The following is a 24,293-nucleotide window of genomic DNA, read 5'->3' on the forward strand; positions in this document are numbered from 1 at the left end:
CGGCGAGGAGGTTTTTTACATGAAAATCGCTTTACTCGGAGCAACTGGAAGAGTCGGACAGGCTTTTATAAAAGAAGCGCAGAAACACGGAGACATTGAAATATTCGCTCTTGTCAGATCTGCCGGAACGGCCCTCCCCATTCCTGAAAAACATATCATAACAGGGAATGCCAGACGGCGGGAGGATATCGGCCGATTGATTTCTAAAGCGGACACAGTCGTGAGCTGTCTCGGCACGGACGGTGACGATACCCTTTCAGCCGCTATGATCCATATAATAAACAGCATGAAACGGCATCATGTTCAGCGTCTGATTACGATCGGAACCGCGGGTATCCTTCAATCACGGCTTATGCCTGACAAATACCGTTTTGAATCGTCAGAATCAAAACGAAAATCAACAAGAGCCGCAAAGGAACACGCCCGCGTATACGAGATGCTTCTGGCAAAGGATATTGACTGGACGATCATCTGCCCCACCTACCTTCCTGACGGAGAAGCTGCCGGAGTTTACCGGTTCGAACAAGATCAGCTTCCTGAAGGCGGGACTAAAATCACCGTCGGAGACACGGCGCATTTTCTTTACCGTGAACTGATGAACCCGCAGTTTGTCAGAAAACGGGTGGGACTGGCTTACTAAATTGAAAAAGGGCGAATCTTTTGATTCACCCTCCTCCTGATTACACCGCGGACTGCGCCGCTCCTTTCTGCAATTCATACATTTGATGGTACTGCCCCTTTTGCGCCATTAATTCGTCATGGCTTCCTTTTTCAATGATGCGCCCCTTTTCCAAAACGAGAATCTGGTCTGCGTGTCTGATCGTGGAAAGCCGATGGGCGATAATAAATGTCGTGCGCCCTTCTTGCACCACGTGCAGCGCTTTTTGAATGATTGCTTCTGTTTCGGTGTCAATGTGCGCCGTCGCCTCATCCAAAATTAAAATGGCCGGATCGAACGCGAGCGCCCTTGCAAAAGAGATCAGCTGGCGCTGGCCTGAAGACAGTGTTCCGCCTTTTTCCGTGACGGGCTCCATGATGCCCTTCGGCAAGGATTGCAGAAGACCTGCGGCGCCGACTTGCCGAAGCGCTTCTTCAGCCTGCTGCAGGGAAATACGCTGATCATCGAGGGTCACATTGGAGCCGATCGTTCCAGAGAAAAGATACGGATCTTGCAGCACGATCCCCATATGCGATCTCAGCTCCTGTCTTGACATGCCGTATATGCTTTTTCCGTCCAGCAGGATATCGCCTTTTTCGGCATCATAAAAACGGAACAGAAGATTCAGGATGGAGCTTTTGCCTGAACCCGTATGGCCGACGAGGGCGATCGTCTCGCCTTTTTCAGCTGTAAAGCTGATGTGTTTCAGCACCTCTTCTCCCTTTCGATACCCAAAAGAAACATCGCGGAATTCCACAGTCCCTTCCGCCTTTCTGTCTGCGGGAGCGCCTGTTTCTTCCGTTTCCTCCTCCTGTAAAAGCTCAAATACCCTGCCCGCGGAAACACGGGCCAATTCAAGCTTTGAAAATTGGTTGACAATCCCCGTAACCGGCTGGAACAAACGGTTTAAATAATCAACAAACGCATATAAAACGCCGATCGAAACAATTCCGGCCGCACTCAGACTCGCGCCTCCGAAATACCAGATCAGTCCGACAAACGCCACATTGCGCAACACATTGACAAGACTGTGGGACATGAGGGAATTTAAAGACAGCATTTTGTTCTTATAGCGGAAATGAGCTTCATTCAATTCTTCAAATTCCTTCATCGTTTCCTTCTCGCGGCGGAACGCCTGAATAATCGGCATCCCTTGAATGGACTCATTCATTTTCGCATTGATGTCACTGTTAATGGAACGGATTTTTTGGTTGTAGACGGATGCGTATTTGCGGTACACAACCGACCAGATCATTAAGATCGGAATAATCAAAAGGCAGACGGCGGCCAGTCTGACATCAAGCATAAACAGCGCCGTAAAAATACCGAGCATGTAGACGCCGCTTGTGATAAACGTAGACAGCACCGTTACATATAAATCTCTGACCGCTTCTGTGTCATTCGTAATGCGGGCCACGACTTTTCCGGCAGGCAGATTATCAAAGTAGCGGATCGGCATTTTCTGAATGTGTGAAAACACATCCTGCCTCATACGCTGTATGATCCGGTTCGCTCCCATCTGCAGCAGGTAATGCTGGCCGTAATGAAAGCACACGGAAAACATGAGCAGCCCCGCGTAAATGGCGGTCAACGTCAGCAGCCCTTTTATTTCCGGACGGTAAAATTGAAAAATTTCCTGTTTGGATAACGCAATAGCGGGATATGACCTGCTTTCTTTACCGTTTGATATCGTCAGCCGGCCGTCAGTCACCGAACGGTTTCCGTCAAAACTGACGGGACCCTCAACAAAATAGTAGGCCGCACCGACTTGATAAATGTGCGCCTCTCCGGTTTTCTCCGCCCCCGGTTTGAGCCGATCCTCCCTGACATAATCATGCCCTCTGAACGTGACGGCGTCCGGATCGTCCCCAGAGGCTTTAACCCATGTTTTTTCAACGCCGAGAATATGGTCGTCAATCATTTTTTTTCCGATAAACGGGCCGGTCAGCTCAGTGCCGACCGCAATAATGAGCAGAACGACCGCCCATATCAGCAGCTTTTTGTATTGAAGCGCGTAATTCCATAATCTTCTTCCGGTCTTCATGCGCCCGTCCCCCCTTCTTCAAGAGAGGACAGCTGCTGCCTCTCATATTGTTCGCGATACCAGCCATTCTTCGCCAACAGCTCCTGATGCGTGCCTCTTTCAGACACCCGGCCTTCGTCCATGACGAGAATGAGATCTGCGTGTTCAACTGCCGAGAGCCGGTGGGTGGTGATAATCGTTGTTTTATGCTGCCGTTTTTTACGGATGCTGTCAATGATGGCGGCTTCCGTTTTCGCGTCTACGGCAGAAAGCGAATCATCTAATATGAGAATGTCCAGATCTGTCAAAAGCGCTCTCGCAATTGAGATGCGCTGTTTTTGTCCGCCGGAGAGCGCCACCCCCTTCTCGCCGACAAGCGTCTCAAGCCCTTCTGAAAGCATGCCGATATCTTGTTTAAAATGCGCATCCTTCAGCGCGCTGCCGATTTCCTCTTCGGTTGCGTCCTGCCGACCGTAAAGCAGATTTTCCTTCACCGTCTTTGAAAATAAAATATGATCCTGCGGCACATAGCCGATCCACCCTCGGAGCTTCTCAAGCGGAATCTCCTGAATCGGAACGCCTGTAAACGTGATGGCTCCCGCACCGGGCGGATATTCACGCAGCAGCTGCTTAATAATCGTCGTCTTTCCGCTTCCCGTTTTTCCGACGATGCCGAGTGTCTGCCCTTTTTCAACGGAAAATGATACATCGGAAACAGCCGGTCCCGCTCCGCTCGGGTACGTAAAAGTCACTTGTTCAAAAACAAGACGCCCGGGCTCCTTGATATCGGCGGGCTGCTTGGGCCCTGTCACATCAGGCTCATAGGAAAGGGTCTCATTGACACGGTCTAAGGAGGCATTGCCGCGCTGCATGATATTGATTAATTCTCCGATCGCAAACATCGGCCAGATCATCATTCCGAGATACACGTTAAACGATACCAGCTCTCCCAGCGTCAGCCGGTTTTGAAAAACGAGATAGGCGCCGTAGCCGAGACCGATGAGATAGCTGAGCCCGACTAGAAGTTTCACAGTCGGTTCAAAGAGTGAATCGATAAACGCCACCTTCATGTTTTTCTCGTATACATCCGCCGTCATATCACCGAAACGGCTGACATCATTTTTTTCCTGCACGAAAGCCCGAATGACCCGGACGCCGGATACCGACTCCAGCACCTTGTCATTTAATGATCCGAAAGCATCCTGCGCTTCCGTAAACCGCTCATGGATCTTTTTTCCGTACAGACTGACCGCAGCCGCCATAATCGGCAGCGGGATAATCGCGGCAAATGTCAGCTTCCAGCTGATGAGAAGCCCCATTGTCAAAAATATCGTCAGCATATACATCGTCGAATCGACGAGCGTTAAGACCCCGAAGCCCGTCGTCATACTGACGGCCTGCAAATCATTCGTCCCCCGCGCCATTAAATCGCCCGTTCTGTATTTCTCAAAAAACGGCGGTGACATTTGAAGAAGCCTTCCCATCAGTTTTGATCGGAGAATTTTCTCCATGACATTCGCCCCGCCGAAAAGCTGGTACATCCAAAAATAGGACAGCAAATATAAGGCTGCCGTTAAAGCGAGAAACACACATATGTAAAACAGCATCCCGCTTTTCGTAAACACGCCCGCCTTCATATCGTCTATTGCGTTACCGAGAAGTTTCGGCGGGAACATTTCGATGACATTCACAATCAATAACAGAACAATCGCTGTCGTATAGCGCAGCCAATAGGCTTTAAAAAACCAAGCTAGCTTTTTTAATACAGTAAACAAATACCGTCATCCCCTTTCATGAATCAGCCGCCCTCAAGTTTTTCCGGATTGTTTTTCATTGTTTTCGCTAATACCGCCACATGCATCACACCTGTCTTTCATTCATTTTTTGTATAAAAAAAGACATGAAGCGTCAGCTCCATGCCTCTTATTATTATAAATAAGGTACAGACCCGCCTGATATGCGCGACTGCACCGTTTTTAAGCAAATGTTCAGAAAACGGAAGGTGTATGGCAGTCACGCCGATATTTAGCTGAAGATGAGTTGACAAGCTTTAATTCTGACATGATCCATACCTCCTTTTTTCCTATATTATTCCTTTATCATATAAACGAATCCTTTTTTTGTCAATACAGGTTTTAGATTTCTTCCGTACGGGTATTGTTTTATAAACCTTTTTTACTGAAAGGATGAGGCCGATGTTTCATGCGGACCGGTTGATTGCAGCTTTTGACGGAAGTCATGATAGCAAGAAAGCGCTTCAAAAAGCGATAGACCTTGCAAAAACATTTCACGCAAATTTAACGGTCGTACATTCTCACAATGCAAAAGATGCCCAGACGATTGTCGATCCCCCGAGTCCGGGAGCCGGTGCCACGTATATCGGCGGCGGGATTGCAAGCGTTCCCGACCCGCTTCAAGCGGAAAGAATCTCCCCTGACCCGATGATTTATGAAGACCGTACGGAAGAAATCATTGCCGAAGCGAGAATGCTGATGAACGACAGCCAGATTGACGGGGATATCGACATTTTAGAAGGTGATCCCGCTGATGCCATTATCGAGCATGCCGACCGCATATCGGCGGATCTGATTGTCATGGGGAGCAGAGACCAGAACAGGCTGAAAAAACTTTTATTCGGAAGCGTCAGTGAAAAGCTGTCATCGAAATCCGATATTCCGGTGCTGATCGTAAAATAATCCTTTCTGTACAGCAGCTTAATCATAAGCTGCTTTTTTTAAAGCTCCCGGCTGTTTCCTCTTTTTTTCGGCATCACAAAAAAACTCGCCATGATCAAAAAATCAATGCACAGCACGACAGACCAGCCCTTCAACAGCCCGCTTAGCGCTTCGGTGCGGGAAGCGTCCTGAATGAGAAATACCGTTCCGGCTAAAAGAACGCCGCCGATGACAAACGCTAATACATGTCTTCCCCATCCTTTTGCATAATGTTTGGCATAATCCAGTCCGTACCGCTTGACCGGTTTTGCCCCTTCCTTTACGACATAATAGCGGAAACGCTCATCCGCCCATTGAATCATGCTTTTTCCGAAGGCGACAGACACTCCGATATAAACGGCCGCCACTGCATGCGCCATAGTCGCCGTCGCCCCTTTGTATAAATCAGCTGCGGCCGCCGCAAACAATACGGCATCAAGTAAAGGAATGAGAGCGAAAAAGAACATTCCGAGCTTTTGCCGCCTGAATAAATACCGCGCCGCCAATCCGAAGATGACAGCCGCCCAAAAAGCAGCCTCACAAATGACAATCAACCAAGCAATCGCGTTCAATCCGGTTCCTCCTTATCGTTTTCTAAAGAGCATTGTAACACCTCTTTTTATTTAATACAATTGTATTATAAAATTGCAAGAAATATTTTTTCCTGTTACACTGGAGACATGCCTAAAATCATCGATCATGAAAAAAGAAGAAAACAAATAGCCGAAGCCACTTGGCGGACGATTTTGGAGCGGGGCATGGAAGGAGCGACAGTGAGAAACATCGCCCGGGAAGCGGGTCTTTCTTTAGGCGCGCTGAGGCACTATTTCACCACCCAGGATGAGCTTTTAGGGTATGCGATGACCCTCGTAAAAGAAAAAGCGGCCGCCAGAATTAACGAAGTTGCCATAAAAGATCTGCCGCCGAAAGAAAAAGCGGTGCGTCTGATGCTTGAAATCATCCCGACAGATGAAGAAACGATGGCTGAAATGGAGGTATGGTTCGCTTTCACAGCTTATGCCAGACATAAGGGAGAAGAATTTCATCCCCAGCACGACGGGATCTTGGCATATATCCGCGGTCTGATTGACTGGCTGGATGATAATAAGCATCTGAAACCAAATCTTGATAAAGAGACAGAAGCGGAGAAATTGTATGCCATTGCCGACGGATTGGCGCTGCATGCACTGCTTGAACCTGAGCGTCTTTCAAAAGAGAAAATCTCCCGCGTGCTCGTTCAGCATATCGAGTCTCTTTTTATCTGACAGAAGCAAAAAGGCCGGATGTGTTTCCGGCCTTTTTCCGTTTATGACTGAACGCCGATCTCCTGCTGAATGCTCAATTGAAAAGCCTCTTGAATCGTTTTGGCTACAGGACCCGGCACACCGCTGCCGACCGGTTTTCCGTCAAGGGTTACGATCGGGATTAGTTCAGAGGTTGTCGACGAAATAAAAATTTCATCCGCGCTTCTGAGTTCGTCTTCAGTAAGGGGCTTCTCCCGCACCTCAATCCCGTTTTCTTTCATCAGCCCTAAAAGTTTCATCCGCGTAATGCCGTTTAAAATCAGCTCATTTGCAGGATGCGTCCGGACGGTGCCGTTTATGACGGCGTATACATTGGAAGAGGTTCCTTCCGTGACTGCTCCGTCCCTTATCAGCACCGCTTCATAAGCGCCTGCTTCATAGGCTTTTTGTTTTACCATCACATTATACAGTAAATTCAGACTCTTAATGTCACACCTCAGCCAGCGCTTGTCTTCGGCCGTTATGGCCTGCGCTCCGGCTTTTTGTTCATTTACCGGTTTTTTCACTGAAAAGGTGTATGCCGTCGTCTGCGGCTCCAATCCTTCATCATACTGGTGCTTCCGGGGCGCCTTCCCTCTCGTCGTCTGAATATAGACCCCGCCGTCAATGAGTTTGTTTTCCTGTACGAGCTTTTGGAGATCCCATTCTATGTCTTCTGCGGAGAACGGCAGGGTGATGCCGATTTCTGCGGCGCTTCTGAAAAGACGGCCGATATGCTCATGCAGACCGAATAAAACGCCGTTGTATACTCTGATGACTTCATACACACCGTCACCGAATTGATATCCGCGATCCTCAATATCAACTGCGGCTTCTTCACGATCAATCAACTGGCCGTTTACCAACGTCTTCATGTAAACCCTCCTCATCGTTATCTGCCGTGATGCGGATTCTCAGCTGTTATTGTCAACTATTCTATCATATTGAACAAGCAGGCAGCGGAGTTTATTTTTTTCTTAAAATCTTATGATTCGACATATTTTCTATGTCTTTTCCAGTTTTGTTCCTGTATACTTGATTCGACATACATATGCTGTTAACTTATGGTACTATGCAAGCCTCTGCTGTTATCGGCATTATGAAGAAATTTATGCTACTGGAGAGATTGTTATGCGCAAGACAAAAGAAGGTGCTTCCCCTTCTCTGTTTTCATTAGCTTTTAAACTTACGAGTTTAGCAGTTTTGTGCGGACTGCTTCTGGTAATCGTCATAATGGGTTATTCCGCTTCCGCCGCAAAAAATAAACAGGTCACAGTGACTGCAAACGGGCAGCTTCGAGATGAAACAGAAAGCCTGCGGCTGAAAAACGATTCTCCCGACATCCTGCTTAAACATTTGCAGAAAGAGCGGGACACGGGAAAAAAAACGGTATATTTAACCTTTGACGACGGGCCGTCTCCTTATACTGAACAGCTGTTGAATGTATTGAAGGCAAATGGCGCAAAGGCCACTTTTTTTATGCTTGAACCGCGGATGAAAGCCTATAGACATTCCGTGCAAAGAGCGAATCAGGAAGGAATCGCGCTCGGCCTGCATGGCGTGACGCACGATAATCACCTGTTTTATCAAACACCGACATCGCCGCTGAAAGAAATGCAGCAGGGACGCGATACGCTCCAGGCCATCACGGGAGTGAAAACGGATCTTGTCCGCACGCCTTACGGCAGCAAACCGTCATTGACAGACACCCAGATCAAGCATCTCGAAAGAGGCGGCTTCGTGTACTGGGACTGGACGATTGACAGTGAGGACTGGAAATACAAAAATGCCCGGTACGTGCCGGAAGTATTGAATCAGCTCGCATATTTGGAAAGCGTCCATACGAGCAGACCGCATGTCATTTTAATGCACGATCTGCCTGCGACCGTGCATGCTTTGCCGAGCCTGATCCAAAAACTGAAAGCCCAGGGCTACTCCTTTGATATTCTGACGGACCAAATGATTCCCGTCCATGAATAAGAAAAAGCCGGATCTGTATATGATCCGGCTTTTTTTATATCGCGGCGCTGATCCGCTTTGCAAATTCACCGATCTTCTCATGGATGACAAGATCAAATAAATGGTCGCAATATGTCGGCTCAAGGTTAATGATCACCTGCTTCAAACCGGGAATCCGGCTCGCATCCTCAGGGACAAACCTTGCCGGCGCCACCTCAAGCGAAGTGCCGATCACAAGAAGGAGATCAGCTTGATCAAGCTTTTCATAAAGGGTTTCAAAATGCTGGACGAGATCGCCGAAAAGTACGACATCCGTCTTTAATACAGTGCCGCAAACCGCATGATCTCCGGTTTCCGCCGTACATTCCGGCACTTCTTCCTTCAGCAGATGAGAAAGTCCGTAGCGCGCTCCGCAGCTGGGGCATGCGGCGGTCTGAATTGAACCGTGAAGCTCATAGACACTGCTGCTTCCCGCTTTCTTATGCAGCCCGTCAATATTCTGCGTGAAAATGTCTACCTGCTTTCCCCGCTTTTCAAGGTCTGCCAAATACTTATGACCGGCATTCGGTTCATAGCTTCCGCTCATTTTCATCTGAAACAGCTGTTTGAATTTGGGCCAGAAGTCACGCGGACGGCGTTCAAAGTATTCCCTGCTCATCGCTTCCATTCTGGAGGTGTCTTCGGTCCATATACCGCCCGCGGAACGAAAATCCGGAATGCCGGATTCCGTGCTCATTCCCGCTCCCGTCAGCACCGCGATACGTTCAGCCTGATTGATCAATGTCATAAACGCTTCCACTCTTCCACCGCCTTTTCTTTTTATCATATCATGAAAAAAGAACGGCGCCCGTTATGCCCGTTCTTTTTCTCCGGAATGATCCTTCACATGAACCGGATCATCGTGGCTTTTCTGTTTTACGAATACATTCTGGCCCGGATAGGCGAATTCCACGCCTTCCTCAGCAAAAATATCAATAATCCGGCGGTTGATATCCTGCCGCACGTCCAGGCTTTCGGCCCAGACGATGGTCTTTGTGTAAAAGTTAAAAAACAGATTGTAATAGCTGTCCGCAAACACGTCAAAGTTAACCATAATCGTATCATCATGCACGCCTTCATGTTCGCGAAGCATTTCTCTGAGCCTTGTGATGCACCGCTCTAAACGATCAATCGGCGTCGCATAAGAGACACGAACGGAAAACGTGATCTGGCGCTTCGTCATTCTCGTCCAGTTTGTGATGGCTTCCATCGACAGCGTTGAATTGGGCACGGTGACGAGCGCCCCCTGCGCCGTCCGGAACCTTGTGCTGCGGAATGTGATATCTTCAACGCCTCCCGTCACAGATGACGTCTCGACCCAGTCGCCGATCGTAAACGGCTTTTCCGTAATGATGATAATGCCGCCGAAAAAATTGCTGATCGTATCTTTAGCCGCGAGTGCGAACGCCAATCCGCCAAGTCCGAGTCCGGCCACAAACCCATTTACATCATAATTGAATTCCTGTGCGATCACGCTGACGCTGAGTGCGAGAATGACAAAGCGCAGCACCTTGGATAAAAACGGCGCCAAAATGTCATCCATATCAAGCTCAAAGCGCTGATTGACTTTATGAAATAAAAAAGAAGACGCCGATGTCAGATTGCAAAGCCCCCAGGCGATCAGCGCTATGATCAGAGAGCGGTACATTTTTTTGACAATGTCCATCTGACCGTCTAAAAACGGCGAATACTCAATCGCTAAAAACAGCCCCAGCGCAACGAAAAACCACCTGGCCGGCTTATCAAACGCTACCGCAATCTGTTTGAATATATCGGTTTTCGGTTTGTTCGCCAATTTGTAAACAAGCTGGAAAAAGTATTTGACAAACAGTTTTCTCAAAATGAGAAAAGCCGCTAAAATCCCAATGCTGATACAGATCTGCAAAATATGGTCAAGAGTAAAAAAGCTCTTAAAAGATGTCACCATGGCATATACTCCTTTGTCTTGTCGAAAATCCATTATACTAAAACATTCGGACATCAGCTTCTTTTAATGTCTTTATGAAAAGCCTGAAAAACCCCGGCAGCAGAACACAGCCGGGGTTTTTCACAAATTCGTTCATCTTTCAGCCAGATACAACAGGGGCAGGCACTATTTCTTCTTCGATTGTGTCTGTTTCAGGAGAGTCGCTTTTTGGATCTCAGCATCGGTTTCGGCTTTAATTCTTTCCTCCACTTTCAATCTCCCTTTTCCCATGATCTCGCCTCCTTTTTGCCATTATAAATCATCACTGCGGAATGTAAACCGAAAAAAGCACTATCTTTATTCCAAAAAAATACTGTTTCGCACATTCACCAGTTTGAATCGCTGTGCATATATGAATTTGATATAATAACAGAAATGCCCATGAGGGGAGCTGACAAGCTTGTATACCATCGCTCATCGCGGCGCATCCGGTTATGCGCCCGAAAATACATTTGCGGCATTTGATATCGCTGCCGAAATGAACGCTGATTTCATTGAGCTTGACGTCCAGCTCACAAAAGACGGACACATTGTCGTCATACATGATGACAGAGTCGACCGGACGACGGACGGCTCTGGTTTTGTAAAAGATTTCACGCTGAAGCAGCTGCAGTCTCTGGACGCCGGCAGCTGGTACGGGGCTGAGTTTAAAGGGGAACGGATTCCCCTGCTCGAAGAGGTCTTGAAGCGTTATCATTCTAAAATCGGATTTTTAATTGAACTGAAAGGGCACGCTTCTCAAGTCGGTCTTGAAAAAGCAGTCGGCCGGCTGTTAAGCAGGTTTTCCTTTTCCATGCATCATATCGTTCAATCTTTCAGCCTGAAGTCGATTCAGGCCTTTCATGATATGTATCCGTCCGTTCCGACTGCAATTATTGCCAGGCCCAGCTTCGGGAGGTTTTCCAGAAGCCAGCTGAACGCCTACAAATCAGCCGCACATTATGTCAATATTAAATATACCCGCCTGAATCGGTTCTTGATTTCCACCGCTCACAAACACGGCCTGAAAGTATTTGCCTGGACGGTCAGAAATCAAAAGACGGCCGAAAAGCTGCAAATGATGGAAGTTGACGGCATTGTAACTGATTTTCCGGATTTTATTTCTAAGGATGGCTGATATGAAACAATACATCGCAATTTTTATCGGAGGGGCGCTCGGCGCTTTGCTCCGCTTTGAAATGAGCACACACATTCACAGCCGGTCTTTCCCGGCGGCTACTTTCCTCGAAAACGCGGCGGGAAGCCTTTTACTCGGTCTTATCACGGGTTATTTTCTCATTCGGGCTAAACGCCCTCTCCTGACCGCCTTTTTCGGAACCGGTTTTTGCGGAGGTTTCACGACGATGTCCACCTTCGCAAAAGAAACCGTCTTTTTGCTGCAATCGTCTCCCGCAGCGGCTTTTTGTTATGCTGCCGCGGCTTTATTCGCCGGTCTTGCCCTTGCATACGCCGGCATTTTCTGGGGACGGCGGATTGCTCTTCGCATCGCGGGAAGGGAGCATGATACGCCATGACGATTGTCCTGATGCTTATTGCAGCGGGAATCGGAGCGGTATTACGGTTTCTGCTGGGGCAAACCGTTTCAGAAAGGACAAAGGGTTTGCCGATTCCGCTTGGAATGGCTGCGGTCAACCTGCTCGGCTCCTTCGGCCTCGGCATGTTCACCGGATTGGGTCTGGATAACCCTTCAGCCGGCATCATCATTGCGACAGGCTTTTTCGGTGCGTTTACGACCTTTTCCACCTTCAGTATTGAAGCCGTGCAGCTGATAATGAACCATCGCATAAAGGAAAGCCTGCTTTACATCGCAGTTTCAGCAGCCGGAAGCCTTTTGGTGTTCTGGTGCGGCTTCATTATCATTTCCATTTAAAAAAACCTTGAGCTTATTTTTCGCTCAAGGTTGCGTTATGAAGCATGACCGTTTCAGGCACGGGCAGCGGGCGGTTTATTGTCCCCTGACCGCCCGGGCGGCCCTGTTCTTCTTTTAATTCAAGCTGTTTAATAAACCGGCCGTCCATTTCTAAGATGAGGGCAGTGTATCCCCCAATCTGTATCGACTCACCCGCACAAATATCAATATTCCGCTTCAGCACAAGGCCGCCGATCGTGTCGACTTCCTCTTCAATCTCTGCGCCGAGCAGATGATTCACCTGATCGATCCGAACTTTTCCGTCCAGAATATAATGACGTTCGGACATCTTTTGAATCAGCGGCTGTTCATCTTCATCAAATTCGTCTCTGATATCCCCGACGATTTCTTCAAGGATGTCTTCGGTCGTCACAAGACCGGACGTTCCGCCGTATTCATCAGACAATATCGCCAGATGAATCCGCTCTCTCTGCATTTTTATCAGCAGGTCGTGTATCGGAATCGTCTCAATGACTTCAATGACCGGGCGGACGTAAGACGTGATGGATACTTCCGCTTTTTCATCTTCTGTCATAAACAGCAAGTCTGAAAAAAGATGCTTCGTATTGATCATGCCGATGACGCTGTCTTTGTCCCCGTCTGTTACGGGCCATCGCGTATACTTGTCTTTCAGCATCATATCAAGCATTTCCGGCACGGTCATATCAGTGGAAACAGCGGCGATTTCTTTTCTCGGAATCATGATTTCCTTGGCGATCCGATTATCAAATTCAAAAATTTTATTCACAAATGTATATTCGGACGGATTGATTTCTCCGTTTTTTAAACTTTCTGACAGCAGGATTCGCAGCTCTTCTTCAGAATGGGAGCCTTCATGCTCAGATGCCGGCTTTAATCCGGCCAGACCGGTTAAAATCCTCGCGGAGCCGTTTAAGACCCAAATAAACGGGAACATGAACACGTAAAATAACCGAAGCGGCCCGGCAATCCATAGCGTCAGCTTTTCCGCTTTTTGAATCGCAACCGTTTTAGGCGCAAGCTCACCGACGACGACATGTAAAAACGTAATCAGCCCGTACGCCGCAGCAAAAGCAATCACATGCTCAGCAGAATCCGGCAGCCCCATACTCCGAAACACAGGATGAAGCATCCGCTCAAATGCAGGCTCTCCCAGTACGCCGAGCCCGATAGATGTCAGTGTAATGCCGAGCTGCGAGGCGGATAAATACTCATCAAGATCCGTAATGATACGCTTTGCGAGCACTGCCCGTCTGTTCCCTTCTGAGATGAGCTGATCGATTCTGGATCTCCTCACTCTGACGATCGCAAATTCACTCGCCACGAAAAACGCCGTTAACGCAATGAGCACACCGATTAAAATCAAACTGTCAATATCGTCCATTTCACCTTATCCCGAATTGAAGGATAAGGACGTCACCTCCTGATTTCATCATTTTTTCTTAAGCGAGAGGAACGAAATGGGTGATTGACTACACAGAGGGCCCCATCCTGCCACCTCCTAAGTCAAAGCATGATTGTCATTTGTATATTTTATTGTATCATAACTCCATTCTTTCATCATTTTCAGATTTTTTTATCATATAAAAAACAGCCTTCAAAAAAGAAGACTGCCGTTATCTGCTTCGGAAATGATTTTCTAAACAAAGCGCCGTATTAATCCCCCCGAATCCCATACTTAAACTCAACGCATGGTGTACGGTATGGGCGCTCGGCCCGTCGGTCACCCACTGAAATGAATCGTCAATCGGCTCCGTTAAATTGCGGGTCGGATGAAGCTTGGATTCCCGCATCTGCAATAGCGCGGCAATGATTTCCACCGTTCCGGCCGCACTCAGGCCGTGTCCGGTAATCGATTTTGTCGCATTAATCCGCGCGTGGGCCAGACCGCTTTCAGAAAGCGCCCGGCATTCAGTTTTATCTCCGATCGGCGAACCGGTGCCGTGGGGATTGATGTAATCAATCTCTTTTGCTGAAAGACCGGCCCGCTCCAGCGCCTGGCGGATCACCGTCATTTCGCCCTCTGCTGAAGGATTCGGGTTGCGGTTCGCATCAGAAGCCATCCCCCAGCCCTTCAAGCCGGCCCACGAACGCGCGCCCCTCTGTTCGGCAGATTCAGCGCGTTCCAGCACAATCGCCCCGCATGCTTCTCCGAATATAAAACCGTCCGTATGCCGGTCAAACGGGCGGCAGGCGGCTTCAGGATGTTCAGCGAATTGATCAGTGCCCATTGCTCCCAATGAGCGGAGAGCGTGACACTCCATATACGACAGATCGGCCAGCGCCCCGATCACGATACAGCGGTCAAACAGGCCGCCAATGATTCCTTGGACCGCCTGGATAACCGCCGTCTGGCCGCTTGCCGACGCGCCGCCGACCGTAAAGGCCGGCCCTTTTATCCCGAATTGCTCGGTGCAAAGCCCTGATAGATCACTATCCATAAAAGAAAGCCCGTACACCGGATTTACAAATTGCGGCATTTCGCCGTTTTTCTCAAAGGTCTGCAGCAGTTCGCGCTGCGTCGTATTCGAGCCGCCGACGATCAGACCGGTGCGGCTGTGATCAGCACCGTCTAATTGAGCGTCATGCCATGCTTCATATAAAGCGATAAGCGCCGCCTTCCCTGATAATGCGGCCCTTCGGTACAAGCGTTTGGACAGCGCATCCGGCGGCGTTAATTCGCTAAGCTCCGCGCCGATAAACGAACTGCCTTTCTGCCGGCCGGGGCGTTTCATCACATCAAAAGCATGCCGCCCTTCCATAAGCGCATCAAGAAACGCCTCTTTGCCCTGTCCGACCGCGGTTAAGACCCCGATTCCTGTAATGCTGATGTCTGACGTGCCAACACTTCTCCTCGACATTTGCCCGTTCTCCCATCTTTATGTATTGGAAGCTATGAAGAAAAATCTTGATACAGCGCTTTGAAAATGTCCCGCGACTGTCTGATCTGTTCTATAGGCACGCTGAAAGATAAGCGGAAATAGCCGCTTCTTCCAAATCCGCTGCCGGGTACGATCAATAGTTTGTATTTCTGTGCGGCATGCATGCAGAATGCCACCTCGTCTTCAATCGGTGATTTCGGAAAAACGAAAAAGCCTCCCTTCGGCATTTCAAATTCAAAACCGGCTTCTGTGAGGATATCCACCATAAGGTCTCTGCGCTTACGGTAAGGTTCAGCATCAATCGAAAGATCATCCATTTTCGCCACGGCGCGCTGCATCATGACCGGAGCGTTCACAAAGCCGAGCGTCCGGTTGCAGAAAACGAACGCATCCGTCAGAAGATCCCCTTCAGGCATTTGGGCGTCAACTGCGATATACCCGAGCCTTTCCCCCGCAATGCCGAGATCTTTACTGAACGAACTGACTAAAATCACGCGGTGATACGCCTGAAACGGATTCGCCTGCTCTTCACCGTAGATCAGCTGGCTGTATGGTTCGTCAAATAAAATAAAGATGCTTTGTCCGTTCCGTTCCTCGGCTTCTTTTAATAAGGCGCCCAATTCATTAAGATTTTTCTGGCTCAGCACAGTTCCCGTCGGATTATGCGGCGTATTGACGATCAGCCCTTTCGTACGGGGAGTGATCGCTTCTCTCACCGCTTCAATATCAATCTCAAATGAGTCAGTCAGCGGACAGATGACGGGTCTGCCGCGGTAATTTTCAACATACGCTTTGTATTCCGCAAAATAAGGCGAAAGAAGGATGACTTCTTCCTCCGGGTTCAATATGCTCTTGAGCGCAACATTCAGCGCTCCGCCGGCTCCGACCGTCATCACTGTATGTCTGGAAGAAATTTCAGTCCGGAACCGCTCTGATAAAAAGCCCGCAACCTTCTCTCTCGCTTCCGGAAGCCCTTGGTTTTGTATATATCCGTGCCGTCCTGTTTCAGCCGCTTCGCAAAGCGCCTTTTTAAATGTTTCCGGAGGCTCCGCAACCGGATTTCCTATAGAAAAGTCAAACACCTTATCGGCGCCGAATTCTTTTTTCAGCCGCGCGCCTTCATCAAATAGTTTGCGTATCCATGAGCCTTTCTCCAGATTTTCTGTCACTTCCCGTGATAAACCGCCCATTGTCATCTGTCCCTTCTGTCTTTTTCTGCCGTTTCTATTTACAATGATTATGAAAGATTTACATAGCGCAGTCAACGCTTTTTCAGGATCATGCCGCCCGGTTTCAAGAGAAAGACGGAAAACAATAAACTTGTGCAAACTCCCCTTCATATATTAAACTATTCTCATAACTATAACGTGATGGTTGGGGAGGGATTTAGATGGGGCTGAGACTTATCGCATCAGTGAATTAGCAGAGCTTGCCGGTGTAACGAAACGCACGGTGGATTACTACACAAACCTCGGGCTTTTAAAGCCTGGCAGGTCTTGTTCAAACTATCGTTACTACGATACACTTGCACTCAATCGGTTAAAGTTTATAGTCGCTTGTAAAAAGCAGCGATTGGCCCTGTCTGATATAAAAGACCGACTGGAGAACCAGTTTCCCTCTTCAGCCTTGCCTGACGATATTGGAAATCTGGCATCGGAAATTGATCACATGAATCAAAACATCTCCGGGATCTTGCATCGGTTTGAAAAGCTTGAACCAGAGGAGCGCGCACAGCTGAAAAAAAAGCTGGCTCCTGAAAAGCTTGCAGTGCTTCAATCATTCATGCTGCTGTTAAGTTAAACCATTATCTTACTAACAGGAGGTGTTACCTTCATCTTCCCAAAAGGAGTGAAGGTTCTAATTGGACATTGTGAATTTGATTTTAGTCGCGGTTTTAATCGCGCTGACGGCATTTTTCGTAGCATCTGAGTTTGCGATAATCAGAATCAGAGGCTCACGGGTTGACCAGCTTATAGCAGAAGGAAATAAAGCCGCAATCGGTGTCAAAAAAGTGACCACGCATTTAGATGAGTATTTATCAGCGTGCCAGCTCGGCATAACATTGACTTCAATTGGTCTTGGTGTCTTAGGCGAATCAACGATTGAACGCCTGCTTCATCCGCTTTTCACAAAGATAAACGTACCAAGCTCACTATCGCACATTATTTCATTTATTCTCGCCTACGCGGTCATTACGTTTTTACACGTGGTCGTCGGAGAATTGGCGCCGAAAACAGTTGCCATCCAAAAAGCGGAAGCCGTTTCGATGCTGTTTTCAAAACCGCTCATTTGGTTTTACCGCATCATGTTCCCGTTTATATGGCTTCTGAACAACTCCGCCCGTCTTTTAACGAAGATGTTCGGCCTGGAGCCGGTGTCAGAAAACGAGCTTGCCCACTCTGAAGAAGAGCTGCGCATCATTTTATCGGAAAGCTATAAAAGCGGTGAAATCAACCAGTCTGAATTTAAATACGTGAACAAAATCTTTGAATTTGACGACAGACTTGCAAAAGAAATCATGATTCCGCGTACGGAAATCGTCAGTCTGCCGCATGATATCAAAATTTCTGAAATGATGGACATCATTCAGATTGAAAAATATACCCGTTACCCTGTCGAAGAGGGTGACAAAGATAATATTATCGGCGTCATTAATATTAAAGAAGTGCTGACCGCCTGCATCAGCGGCGAGGTATCAGTCGACTCGCCGATTACTGAATTTGTCAATCCGATCATCCATGTAATTGAGTCGGCACCGATTCACGACCTGCTTGTGAAGATGCAGAAGGAGCGGGTTCATATGGCGATTCTGTCGGACGAATACGGCGGAACCGCGGGACTTGTCACCGTTGAAGACATCATCGAAGAAATCGTCGGGGAAATCCGTGATGAATTTGATATAGATGAAATCAACGAAATCCGCAAACTCGGCGACGGCCATTACATGCTTGACGGTAAGGTTCTGATTGATCAAGTGAACGAACTGCTCGGCATCCATTTGGAAAATGACGAAGTCGACACCATCGGCGGCTGGTTCCTTACACAGAAATACGACGTCGAACAATACGACTCGATTATCGAAGAAGGCTGTGAATTTATTATTAATGAAATTGACGGCCATCACGTCGCATATATCGAAGTAAAAAAACTGGCGTTTGATGAACTGCTGGAAACCGCTGAACAAAAAGAAGCATAACCAAAAAAAGCTTGCGCGTCTGATACAGACGGCAAGCTTTTTTATTTACATTTGTTCCAGTTTTTTCTCAAGGTCTTTAATTCTGGCATTCAGCTCTTCTGTCATGGCCGCAAGCCTCTCCTTCGGCGCAAGGTCGGCAAAGTCCTCTAAAAAAATCGGCTTGCCGATAATAAGCCGCATTTTTCCCTTTTTAAACAGCTCTTTTCCCGCAGACGGTCCGCTGTATGCGGCCGGAACGAGCGGCGCTTTCCCCATTTGGGCGATGGTCACGGCCCCTCTTTTCAGCGGGACGTCTTCAGAAGTTCTCGTGCCGCTTGGAAAAATCCCGACAATCTTCCCTTCCTTCAGAAGCTTAATCGGCGTTTTAATGCTGCTCGGACCCGGATTTTCACGATCAACCGGAAACGCGTGAATCTTCTTCAAAAAACTTCCGATCCACTTTTTCTGAAACAGCTCTTTTTTCGCCATATAATGAATCTGATGAGGCAATATTCCGACTCCTAGCGTGAGGACGTCCACCCAGCCCGCATGCGTGCAGGCGATAACGAATCCTTTATCAGACGGAAGATTCTCTTTATTGTACACTTTGACTCCTCCGCGCAGAGAAAGAATGAATTTGATGGCATTTGCACAAAACTTATACATAACGCACTTCCTTTGTTGTAATGATCAAAAGTGTTCTCTCTCTATTATAACAATATTTTTTATTACCTGGTACTAATAAATATATTTTTCCTCCGCCGATCTCTATCTTTTATGACGGATTTTGGGTACTATAGAGAAATGGTGTTTGATGAGGTGAAAATGAATTTAAGCCGTTTGCATGGAACGTGCAACTTTAAACCTTTCTTATGCGTGTATAACATAGAGGGGAGAAAAGGCAGTGACGATCGATGAAATTTACCAAATGTATATGAATGATGTTTACCGGTTCCTGCTCTCCATGACAAAAGACAAGCATCTCGCTGAAGATTTGCTGCAGGAAACCTTTATGAGGGCATACATACACATTCACTCCTACGATCACAGCAAAGTAAAGCCATGGCTTTTTCAAGTGGCGAGAAATGCGTTTATAGATTATGTCAGAAAACATAAGAAGGAAGTGACCATTTCCGATGACTTAATTGGGAGCCTTTTTCAGACGGCTGTTCAAAGCCCGGCTCATCAGATTGAAATCAAGGAAGTGCTGACAGGGTATATGTCCGAACTTCCCGACAATTATCGGGAGGCCTTAACACTGTATTATTTAAAAGAACTGAATTACAAAGAAGCATCCCATATTATGAATATTTCAGAGGCTAATTTTAAAAGTGTTTTATTTCGTGCCAGACAGCGGCTGAAAGCACTTTATAATAGAGGTGTTAATGATGAATGAAGAATTTAAAAAGCGTTTTTACCAATACAAAAATGGAGAAATGAGCGACCGGGAAATGGCCGCCTTTGAAGAAGAGCTGGAAAAGCTGGAAGTCTATCAGGAGCTGATTGAAAGCGAAATGCAGGACGACCGGGAATGGGACGTCGGCATCAGCCCGGAAAAACAGAAGGCCATTTTATCATACGGAAAACGCAAATCGTATTTGCGGATTTCAGTTCTCGCCGTCATCTCCACTTTGATGATTTTGCCGCTTTGCACTTTAGGAAGCTACCTCTATTACGGTTTGGGAGGAAAAGAAAGCACCGGTAATCAATTAATGGAGACCGCGGCCGTGACGGTGGCGACCACAATGCCGAACGTCCTCGTCGATACCTCCGGGCTGAAAAGCCAGGTGAAGCTGTTTGGAATGAATACAGAATTTCCGCTGCAAAAGCAGATCGGCACAAAAACGAAATCCGTCGGCGGAGAACGGATTGAAATGTTTTTAGATACGGTCAAATCGCCTGCCGTGAACTACTATGATTTAGACGCGGCACAGGCAAAGCATTATTTCGCCCATCCTTCCGGCTTAAAGAAACGTACGGTCGACAGAGCCGGACAGACATTAAAAAAATTGCCTGAAGGCAGCGTGGCTGAGGTCTATCTTTCCTATGACCGGGCCTACCCTTCTTCCCAAATATATTCAGCCTTTAAAAAATACGATGTGAAGTTTTTATGGAACGCGGTCGAAACCGAGAAAAATCTGAAAGACAGTCCTTATGCCGAGCCGTTAGGATTTCCCGGGAAAGATTCTAAGATGGCTTCCTCTTTTGAAGCGCAGGGACAGACAGACAGAGAACAATTCACCAGCGCTCTTGAATTTATGTCCCGCCATAAAAAATGGGCGCATGCGATATCGAAACGCAAAGACATGAACCTGGGCAGCAGAATCGACTATGTCGAACATCACGGAATGAATGTATACGGCTCTGTCGTGACGGGGCCGACAAAAGAAATCGAACGTCTGCTGAAAAACAAAACAGTAAAAGCAGCAAACATCGGTGAGGTGGAATTATGGAATTGGTAAGAATTTTTAAAGAGCATAATGTTTTCGGCTGGATATCAGTCGGTACCGCGATTTTGTCGCTGCTGCTGTTGAACGTTGCAATCATCAGCAATGTAACTTTCTATTCTTATCAGATGCTGCCGTTTGCAATGGCCGCCGTGCCGTTCGGCATCATTGAGCTGTTTATTAAAAAAGGCCGGACGGGCCCGGGGCTGCTCGGCGTCATCCTCAACCTTTTCGTCATTGTATGTGTATATACGATCGTTGCCGTTGATACCAATCTGCAATTCGGTTTTTAACCATAAAATAAAAACAGGCCCTTTGACAGGGCCTGTTTTTTTAAAATGAAAGAACGCCGATTAAATGCAGCAATACGACAATGATAGCCAGCGGCACAAGATATTTCAAAAGGAAATACCACAGCTGAAAGAAACGATAGCCGACGGCGGAACCGCTTTTCATCTCGGCAAACAGCTCCCGCTTCGGTATTTTCAGCGGGATGAAGATTGATATTAATAAAGCGCCGAGCGGAATCAGCACATTGCTCACTGTGAAATCCGCCAGATCAAAAAACGTTTTTCCGAACAAATGAATATCACTGAGAACACCGTATGATAAACACGACGGAATTCCGACTAAGAAAATGAGCAGACCGCTTGTCCACGACAGCTTCTTCCTTTTCGTTTCATCACCTTTCCCTACAGTCGCCACGATAATTTCCACCATCGAAAAGGCCGAAGTCAGTGCGGCAAAGAAAAAGACCGCCAGAAAGCTGATGAAAAACAGCGAGCCGAACGGCAGCCGGTCAAACACAGCCGGCAGTACGGTAAACAGCAGTGTAGGCCCTTCATCCGGTTTAAAGCCGAACGAAAAAACCGCCGGAAAAATGGCCAGTCCCGCAAACAGCGTGACGAGCACATTCATGATAACAATGGAACCCGCCGATCCCGGAAGGTTTTGGGTTTTCGGCAGATACGAACTGTACGTCACCATGACCGATACGCCGAGCGTTAATGTAAAAAACGCCTGTCCTAAAGCATAAAGGATGGATTCCGGCGTCAAATCTTCAAAGTGCGGAACCAATAAAAATTTAATTCCCTCAACGGCATGATCAAGCGTGACAGAACGCAGCACAAGCAGCAGAAACAGCACGAATAAAATCGGCATCAGCACCGCACTGACACGTTCAATCCCTTTCTGCACGCCTTTTGCGACGACCGCCACCGTCATGATCATAAATACCAGCTGCGCGGCGAGAGTCTCAAGCGGATTTTCAATGACCGTCCCGAATACAGTGCCGTACTGCTCCTGAGTGAGCCCGGATAAAGAACCGGTAACAGCTTTCAGCACATAGAGCAAAATCCACCCGCCGACAACACTGTAAAAAGACAAAACTAAAAAACAGGCCGCCACACCCACATAACCCGTAAGGTGCCATACCGACTTCGGCGCGGCTTGTTTGTAGGCATCAATCGCGTTTGTCTGGCTCCGTCTTCCGAAAATAAATTCACCGAGCAAAAGCGGATAGCCTAAAAGCACGGTAAAGAGGACGAATACAAGAAAAAAAGCGCCTCCCCCGTTCGTACCCGCTACGTAAGGGAACTTCCAAATGGCTCCCAGGCCGATCGCCGAACCGGCGGCGGCCATTATAAATCCTATTTTTGAGGCCCATTGAACCCTTTTTTGGTCAGACACCACTTTCCACTTCCCTTCCGCCCTATATTATCCCTTATTCGCCGCGATAACTTAAGCCCATTTCAATATGTTTCACTATTCTGAAAAACACAAAAGAAGCGGCAGATACCGCTCCTTTTGCCAATTATCCGTTTAATTTCGAATGCTTTCTCGAATATAAGAAATAAATCACCAGACCTATGATCAGCCAGATAAAGAAACGGATGATAGTGGCGGCGCCAAGGTTAATAATCAAAAACACGCAGAACAGAATGGACAAGATCGGAATAAAGGGAACTCCCGGACATTTAAAAGCTCTCGGCAGATCAGGCTGTTTCTTTCTCAGCACGATAACCGCCACGGAAATCATGACAAATGCGGCAAGCGTGCCGATGTTTACGAGCTTCGCCAGTTCATCAAGCGGGACGAGCGCTCCCAGCAATGCCGACAGAATACCGAACACCCACGTCACCACGTGTGGCGTTTTATGCTTCGGATGGACTTTCGAAAGCGCCCCCGGCACTAAACCGTCACGGGACATGGCAAACATCACCCTCGTCTGGCCGTACAGCATGACGAGCATCACCGTCGTCATTCCCAACACTGCGCCGATATCAATAATCCCGGCCACCCAGTTCTGACCCGCCATCTGCAGGACGAGAGAAACGGGATGGTCAACGCCTTCAAAACCGGCAAACGGTACAACGCCCGTCATAATCGCCGATACGGTCACATACAGCACGGTGCAGATGATTAATGAAAAAATAATTCCTTTCGGCAGATCCTTCGCCGGATTTTTCGTTTCCTCTGCGGCGGAAGAGACGGCGTCAAAACCGATAAAGGAGAAGAAAACGAGCGCCGCGGCACTGAAAATACCGCCGAACCCCATCGGCATAAACGGCTGCCAGTTGTGCGGTTTGACATATACGGCCGCAACGGCGATAAACAACAAAACAACCAGAATTTTCAGAATTACCATAATATTATTGACCCGCTTCGATTCCTTAATGCCTAAGTAGAGAAGGAATGTAATCGCAAGCACAATAACAAATGCCGGAAGATTAAAGAATGTGACCGTGCCTTTAACAGAACCCGGAGCGGCCGTTAATGCGGTCGGAAGATGGATGCCGAACCCCGCCAAAAATGATTGAAAATAACCGGACCAGCCGACCGAAACCGCGCTGACGGCGAGCATATATTCCAAGATTAAATCCCATCCGATGATAAACGCGAGAAGTTCACCCAATGTCGCATAAGTAAATGTGTAGACGGAACCTGAAACCGGGACGCTTGAAGCAAATTCAGCATATGACAAAGCCGCAAATAAACATGCTAAAGCGGCTATGACAAATGAAACGGTCAGCCCGGGTCCCGCCGTAACTGCGCCTGTTCCGGTTAAAACAAAAATACCCGTTCCGATGATGGCCCCTATCCCGAGAAGGGTCAGATCAAAGGCCCCCAATTCCCTTTTCAGCGACTTTTCGCCGCCCGTTGCGGCAAGCAGGTCCTGAATGCTTTTCTTTCTGAATATGCTCCCCTTCATCCGCTTCACTCCTTGTATATCAATCTCTTAAGTTAGAATATTCAGATA

25 protein-coding genes are annotated in these 24,293 nt (G+C 47.8%); 12 read left to right on the top strand and 13 right to left on the bottom strand.

All coding sequences use genetic code 11. From position 1 onward, the window contains the following. The first annotated feature begins 19 nt into the window (after positions 1-19). Positions 20-640, top strand: a complete 621-nt coding sequence (locus ACQE26_RS18830; RefSeq protein ID WP_500470281.1) for an NAD(P)-dependent oxidoreductase — start codon at positions 20-22, stop codon at positions 638-640. A 40-nt stretch (positions 641-680) separates the two neighbouring features. On the opposite strand, the gene bmrD is transcribed toward ACQE26_RS18830, so the two are convergent. Beyond that, positions 681-2,702: a multidrug resistance ABC transporter ATP-binding protein/permease BmrD gene (gene bmrD, locus ACQE26_RS18835; protein ID WP_500470282.1), complete on the bottom strand. Its 2,022-nt coding sequence runs from the start codon at positions 2,700-2,702 to the stop codon at positions 681-683. Continuing rightward, on the bottom strand, positions 2,699-4,456 hold the full coding sequence (gene bmrC / locus ACQE26_RS18840; protein WP_500470283.1) for a multidrug ABC transporter ATP-binding protein BmrC: 1,758 nt from the start codon (positions 4,454-4,456) through the stop codon (positions 2,699-2,701). Before bmrC ends, bmrD begins: the two co-directional genes overlap by 4 nt. A gap of 420 nt (positions 4,457-4,876) precedes the next feature. Here bmrC and ACQE26_RS18845 point away from each other — a divergent pair, with 420 nt between their 5' ends. After that, positions 4,877-5,377 carry a universal stress protein gene (locus ACQE26_RS18845; RefSeq protein ID WP_500470284.1) on the top strand — a complete coding sequence of 167 codons (501 nt, stop codon included), beginning with the start codon at positions 4,877-4,879 and terminating at the stop codon, positions 5,375-5,377. A gap of 38 nt (positions 5,378-5,415) precedes the next feature. Here ACQE26_RS18845 and ACQE26_RS18850 read toward each other — a convergent pair whose 3' ends face one another. Then, entirely contained in the window at positions 5,416-5,967 is a 552-nt protein-coding gene (locus tag ACQE26_RS18850) for a hypothetical protein (protein ID WP_438421520.1), read from the bottom strand. A gap of 108 nt (positions 5,968-6,075) precedes the next feature. Between ACQE26_RS18850 and ACQE26_RS18855 the strand changes: the two genes are divergently transcribed. Next, on the top strand, positions 6,076-6,660 hold the full coding sequence (locus tag ACQE26_RS18855; protein WP_500470285.1) for a TetR/AcrR family transcriptional regulator: 585 nt from the start codon (positions 6,076-6,078) through the stop codon (positions 6,658-6,660). Positions 6,661-6,701: 41 nt separating this feature from the next. Here the strand turns inward: ACQE26_RS18855 and dat are convergent, their stop codons facing one another. Next, a complete protein-coding gene (dat, locus tag ACQE26_RS18860; protein ID WP_500470286.1) occupies positions 6,702-7,553 on the bottom strand; it encodes a D-amino-acid transaminase in 852 nt (283 codons plus the stop codon). A gap of 256 nt (positions 7,554-7,809) precedes the next feature. Between dat and ACQE26_RS18865 the strand changes: the two genes are divergently transcribed. Continuing rightward, entirely contained in the window at positions 7,810-8,658 is an 849-nt protein-coding gene (locus ACQE26_RS18865; RefSeq protein ID WP_016938376.1) for a polysaccharide deacetylase family protein, read from the top strand. 34 nt (positions 8,659-8,692) lie between these two features. Here the strand turns inward: ACQE26_RS18865 and ACQE26_RS18870 are convergent, their stop codons facing one another. From ACQE26_RS18870 to ACQE26_RS18880, 3 genes are all read right to left on the bottom strand, one after another. After that, the gene (locus ACQE26_RS18870; RefSeq protein WP_411810537.1) at positions 8,693-9,424 is read right to left on the bottom strand and encodes an NAD-dependent protein deacylase; all 732 of its coding nucleotides are present in this window, start codon (positions 9,422-9,424) and stop codon (positions 8,693-8,695) included. Between the two features lie 63 nt (positions 9,425-9,487). After that, complete coding sequence (locus tag ACQE26_RS18875; RefSeq protein WP_500470287.1) at positions 9,488-10,603, bottom strand: mechanosensitive ion channel family protein; 1,116 nt, start codon at positions 10,601-10,603, stop codon at positions 9,488-9,490. Between the two features lie 165 nt (positions 10,604-10,768). Next, a complete protein-coding gene (locus ACQE26_RS18880) occupies positions 10,769-10,873 on the bottom strand; it encodes a YhdX family protein (RefSeq protein WP_003155299.1) in 105 nt (34 codons plus the stop codon). 169 nt (positions 10,874-11,042) lie between these two features. Here ACQE26_RS18880 and ACQE26_RS18885 point away from each other — a divergent pair, with 169 nt between their 5' ends. Genes ACQE26_RS18885 through crcB form a run of 3 tightly spaced genes read left to right on the top strand, consistent with a single transcriptional unit; the run spans position 11,043 to position 12,512 of the window. After that, positions 11,043-11,759 (top strand): glycerophosphodiester phosphodiesterase, encoded by a 717-nt coding sequence (locus ACQE26_RS18885; protein WP_060963183.1) that lies wholly within the window; start codon positions 11,043-11,045, stop codon positions 11,757-11,759. A gap of 1 nt (position 11,760) precedes the next feature. Beyond that, complete coding sequence (locus ACQE26_RS18890; protein ID WP_500470288.1) at positions 11,761-12,156, top strand: fluoride efflux transporter FluC; 396 nt, start codon at positions 11,761-11,763, stop codon at positions 12,154-12,156. Beyond that, positions 12,153-12,512 carry a fluoride efflux transporter CrcB gene (crcB, locus tag ACQE26_RS18895; protein ID WP_438421515.1) on the top strand — a complete coding sequence of 120 codons (360 nt, stop codon included), beginning with the start codon at positions 12,153-12,155 and terminating at the stop codon, positions 12,510-12,512. Before ACQE26_RS18890 ends, crcB begins: the two co-directional genes overlap by 4 nt. A 13-nt stretch (positions 12,513-12,525) precedes the next feature. On the opposite strand, the gene ACQE26_RS18900 is transcribed toward crcB, so the two are convergent. The 3 genes from ACQE26_RS18900 to ACQE26_RS18910 form a co-directional block, all read right to left on the bottom strand. Further along, a complete protein-coding gene (locus tag ACQE26_RS18900) occupies positions 12,526-13,914 on the bottom strand; it encodes a hemolysin family protein (protein ID WP_500470289.1) in 1,389 nt (462 codons plus the stop codon). 232 nt (positions 13,915-14,146) lie between these two features. Next, entirely contained in the window at positions 14,147-15,391 is a 1,245-nt protein-coding gene (locus ACQE26_RS18905) for a beta-ketoacyl synthase N-terminal-like domain-containing protein (protein WP_500470290.1), read from the bottom strand. Between the two features lie 32 nt (positions 15,392-15,423). Then, positions 15,424-16,608, bottom strand: a complete 1,185-nt coding sequence (locus ACQE26_RS18910; protein WP_500470291.1) for a pyridoxal phosphate-dependent aminotransferase — start codon at positions 16,606-16,608, stop codon at positions 15,424-15,426. Between the two features lie 178 nt (positions 16,609-16,786). On the opposite strand from ACQE26_RS18910, the gene cueR reads away from it, so the two are divergent. Both cueR and ACQE26_RS18920 read left to right on the top strand, forming a co-directional pair. Continuing rightward, the gene (gene cueR / locus ACQE26_RS18915; RefSeq protein ID WP_016938386.1) at positions 16,787-17,212 is read left to right on the top strand and encodes a Cu(I)-responsive transcriptional regulator; all 426 of its coding nucleotides are present in this window, start codon (positions 16,787-16,789) and stop codon (positions 17,210-17,212) included. Positions 17,213-17,273: 61 nt separating this feature from the next. Beyond that, entirely contained in the window at positions 17,274-18,608 is a 1,335-nt protein-coding gene (locus ACQE26_RS18920) for a hemolysin family protein (protein WP_016938387.1), read from the top strand. Positions 18,609-18,653: 45 nt separating this feature from the next. On the opposite strand, the gene ACQE26_RS18925 is transcribed toward ACQE26_RS18920, so the two are convergent. After that, positions 18,654-19,253 (bottom strand): lysophospholipid acyltransferase family protein, encoded by a 600-nt coding sequence (locus ACQE26_RS18925; protein ID WP_045927079.1) that lies wholly within the window; start codon positions 19,251-19,253, stop codon positions 18,654-18,656. 238 nt (positions 19,254-19,491) lie between these two features. Between ACQE26_RS18925 and sigM the strand changes: the two genes are divergently transcribed. The 3 genes from sigM to ACQE26_RS18940 are packed head-to-tail and all read left to right on the top strand — an operon-like array spanning position 19,492 to position 21,327. Continuing rightward, complete coding sequence (gene sigM / locus ACQE26_RS18930) at positions 19,492-19,983, top strand: RNA polymerase sigma factor SigM (protein ID WP_003155312.1); 492 nt, start codon at positions 19,492-19,494, stop codon at positions 19,981-19,983. Further along, positions 19,976-21,049: an anti-sigma factor gene (locus ACQE26_RS18935; protein ID WP_060963186.1), complete on the top strand. Its 1,074-nt coding sequence runs from the start codon at positions 19,976-19,978 to the stop codon at positions 21,047-21,049. Before sigM ends, ACQE26_RS18935 begins: the two co-directional genes overlap by 8 nt. After that, complete coding sequence (locus tag ACQE26_RS18940; RefSeq protein WP_003155315.1) at positions 21,037-21,327, top strand: anti-sigma-M factor; 291 nt, start codon at positions 21,037-21,039, stop codon at positions 21,325-21,327. Before ACQE26_RS18935 ends, ACQE26_RS18940 begins: the two co-directional genes overlap by 13 nt. A 40-nt stretch (positions 21,328-21,367) precedes the next feature. On the opposite strand, the gene ACQE26_RS18945 is transcribed toward ACQE26_RS18940, so the two are convergent. Next, positions 21,368-22,723 carry a sodium-dependent transporter gene (locus ACQE26_RS18945; RefSeq protein WP_500470292.1) on the bottom strand — a complete coding sequence of 452 codons (1,356 nt, stop codon included), beginning with the start codon at positions 22,721-22,723 and terminating at the stop codon, positions 21,368-21,370. Between the two features lie 124 nt (positions 22,724-22,847). Continuing rightward, positions 22,848-24,245, bottom strand: coding sequence for a branched-chain amino acid transporter BcaP (gene bcaP, locus ACQE26_RS18950; protein ID WP_500470293.1), 1,398 nt, complete (start codon positions 24,243-24,245; stop codon positions 22,848-22,850). Positions 24,246-24,293: the final 48 nt, after the last annotated feature.

Source organism: Bacillus sp. 5RYD7K (assembly GCF_059831465.1).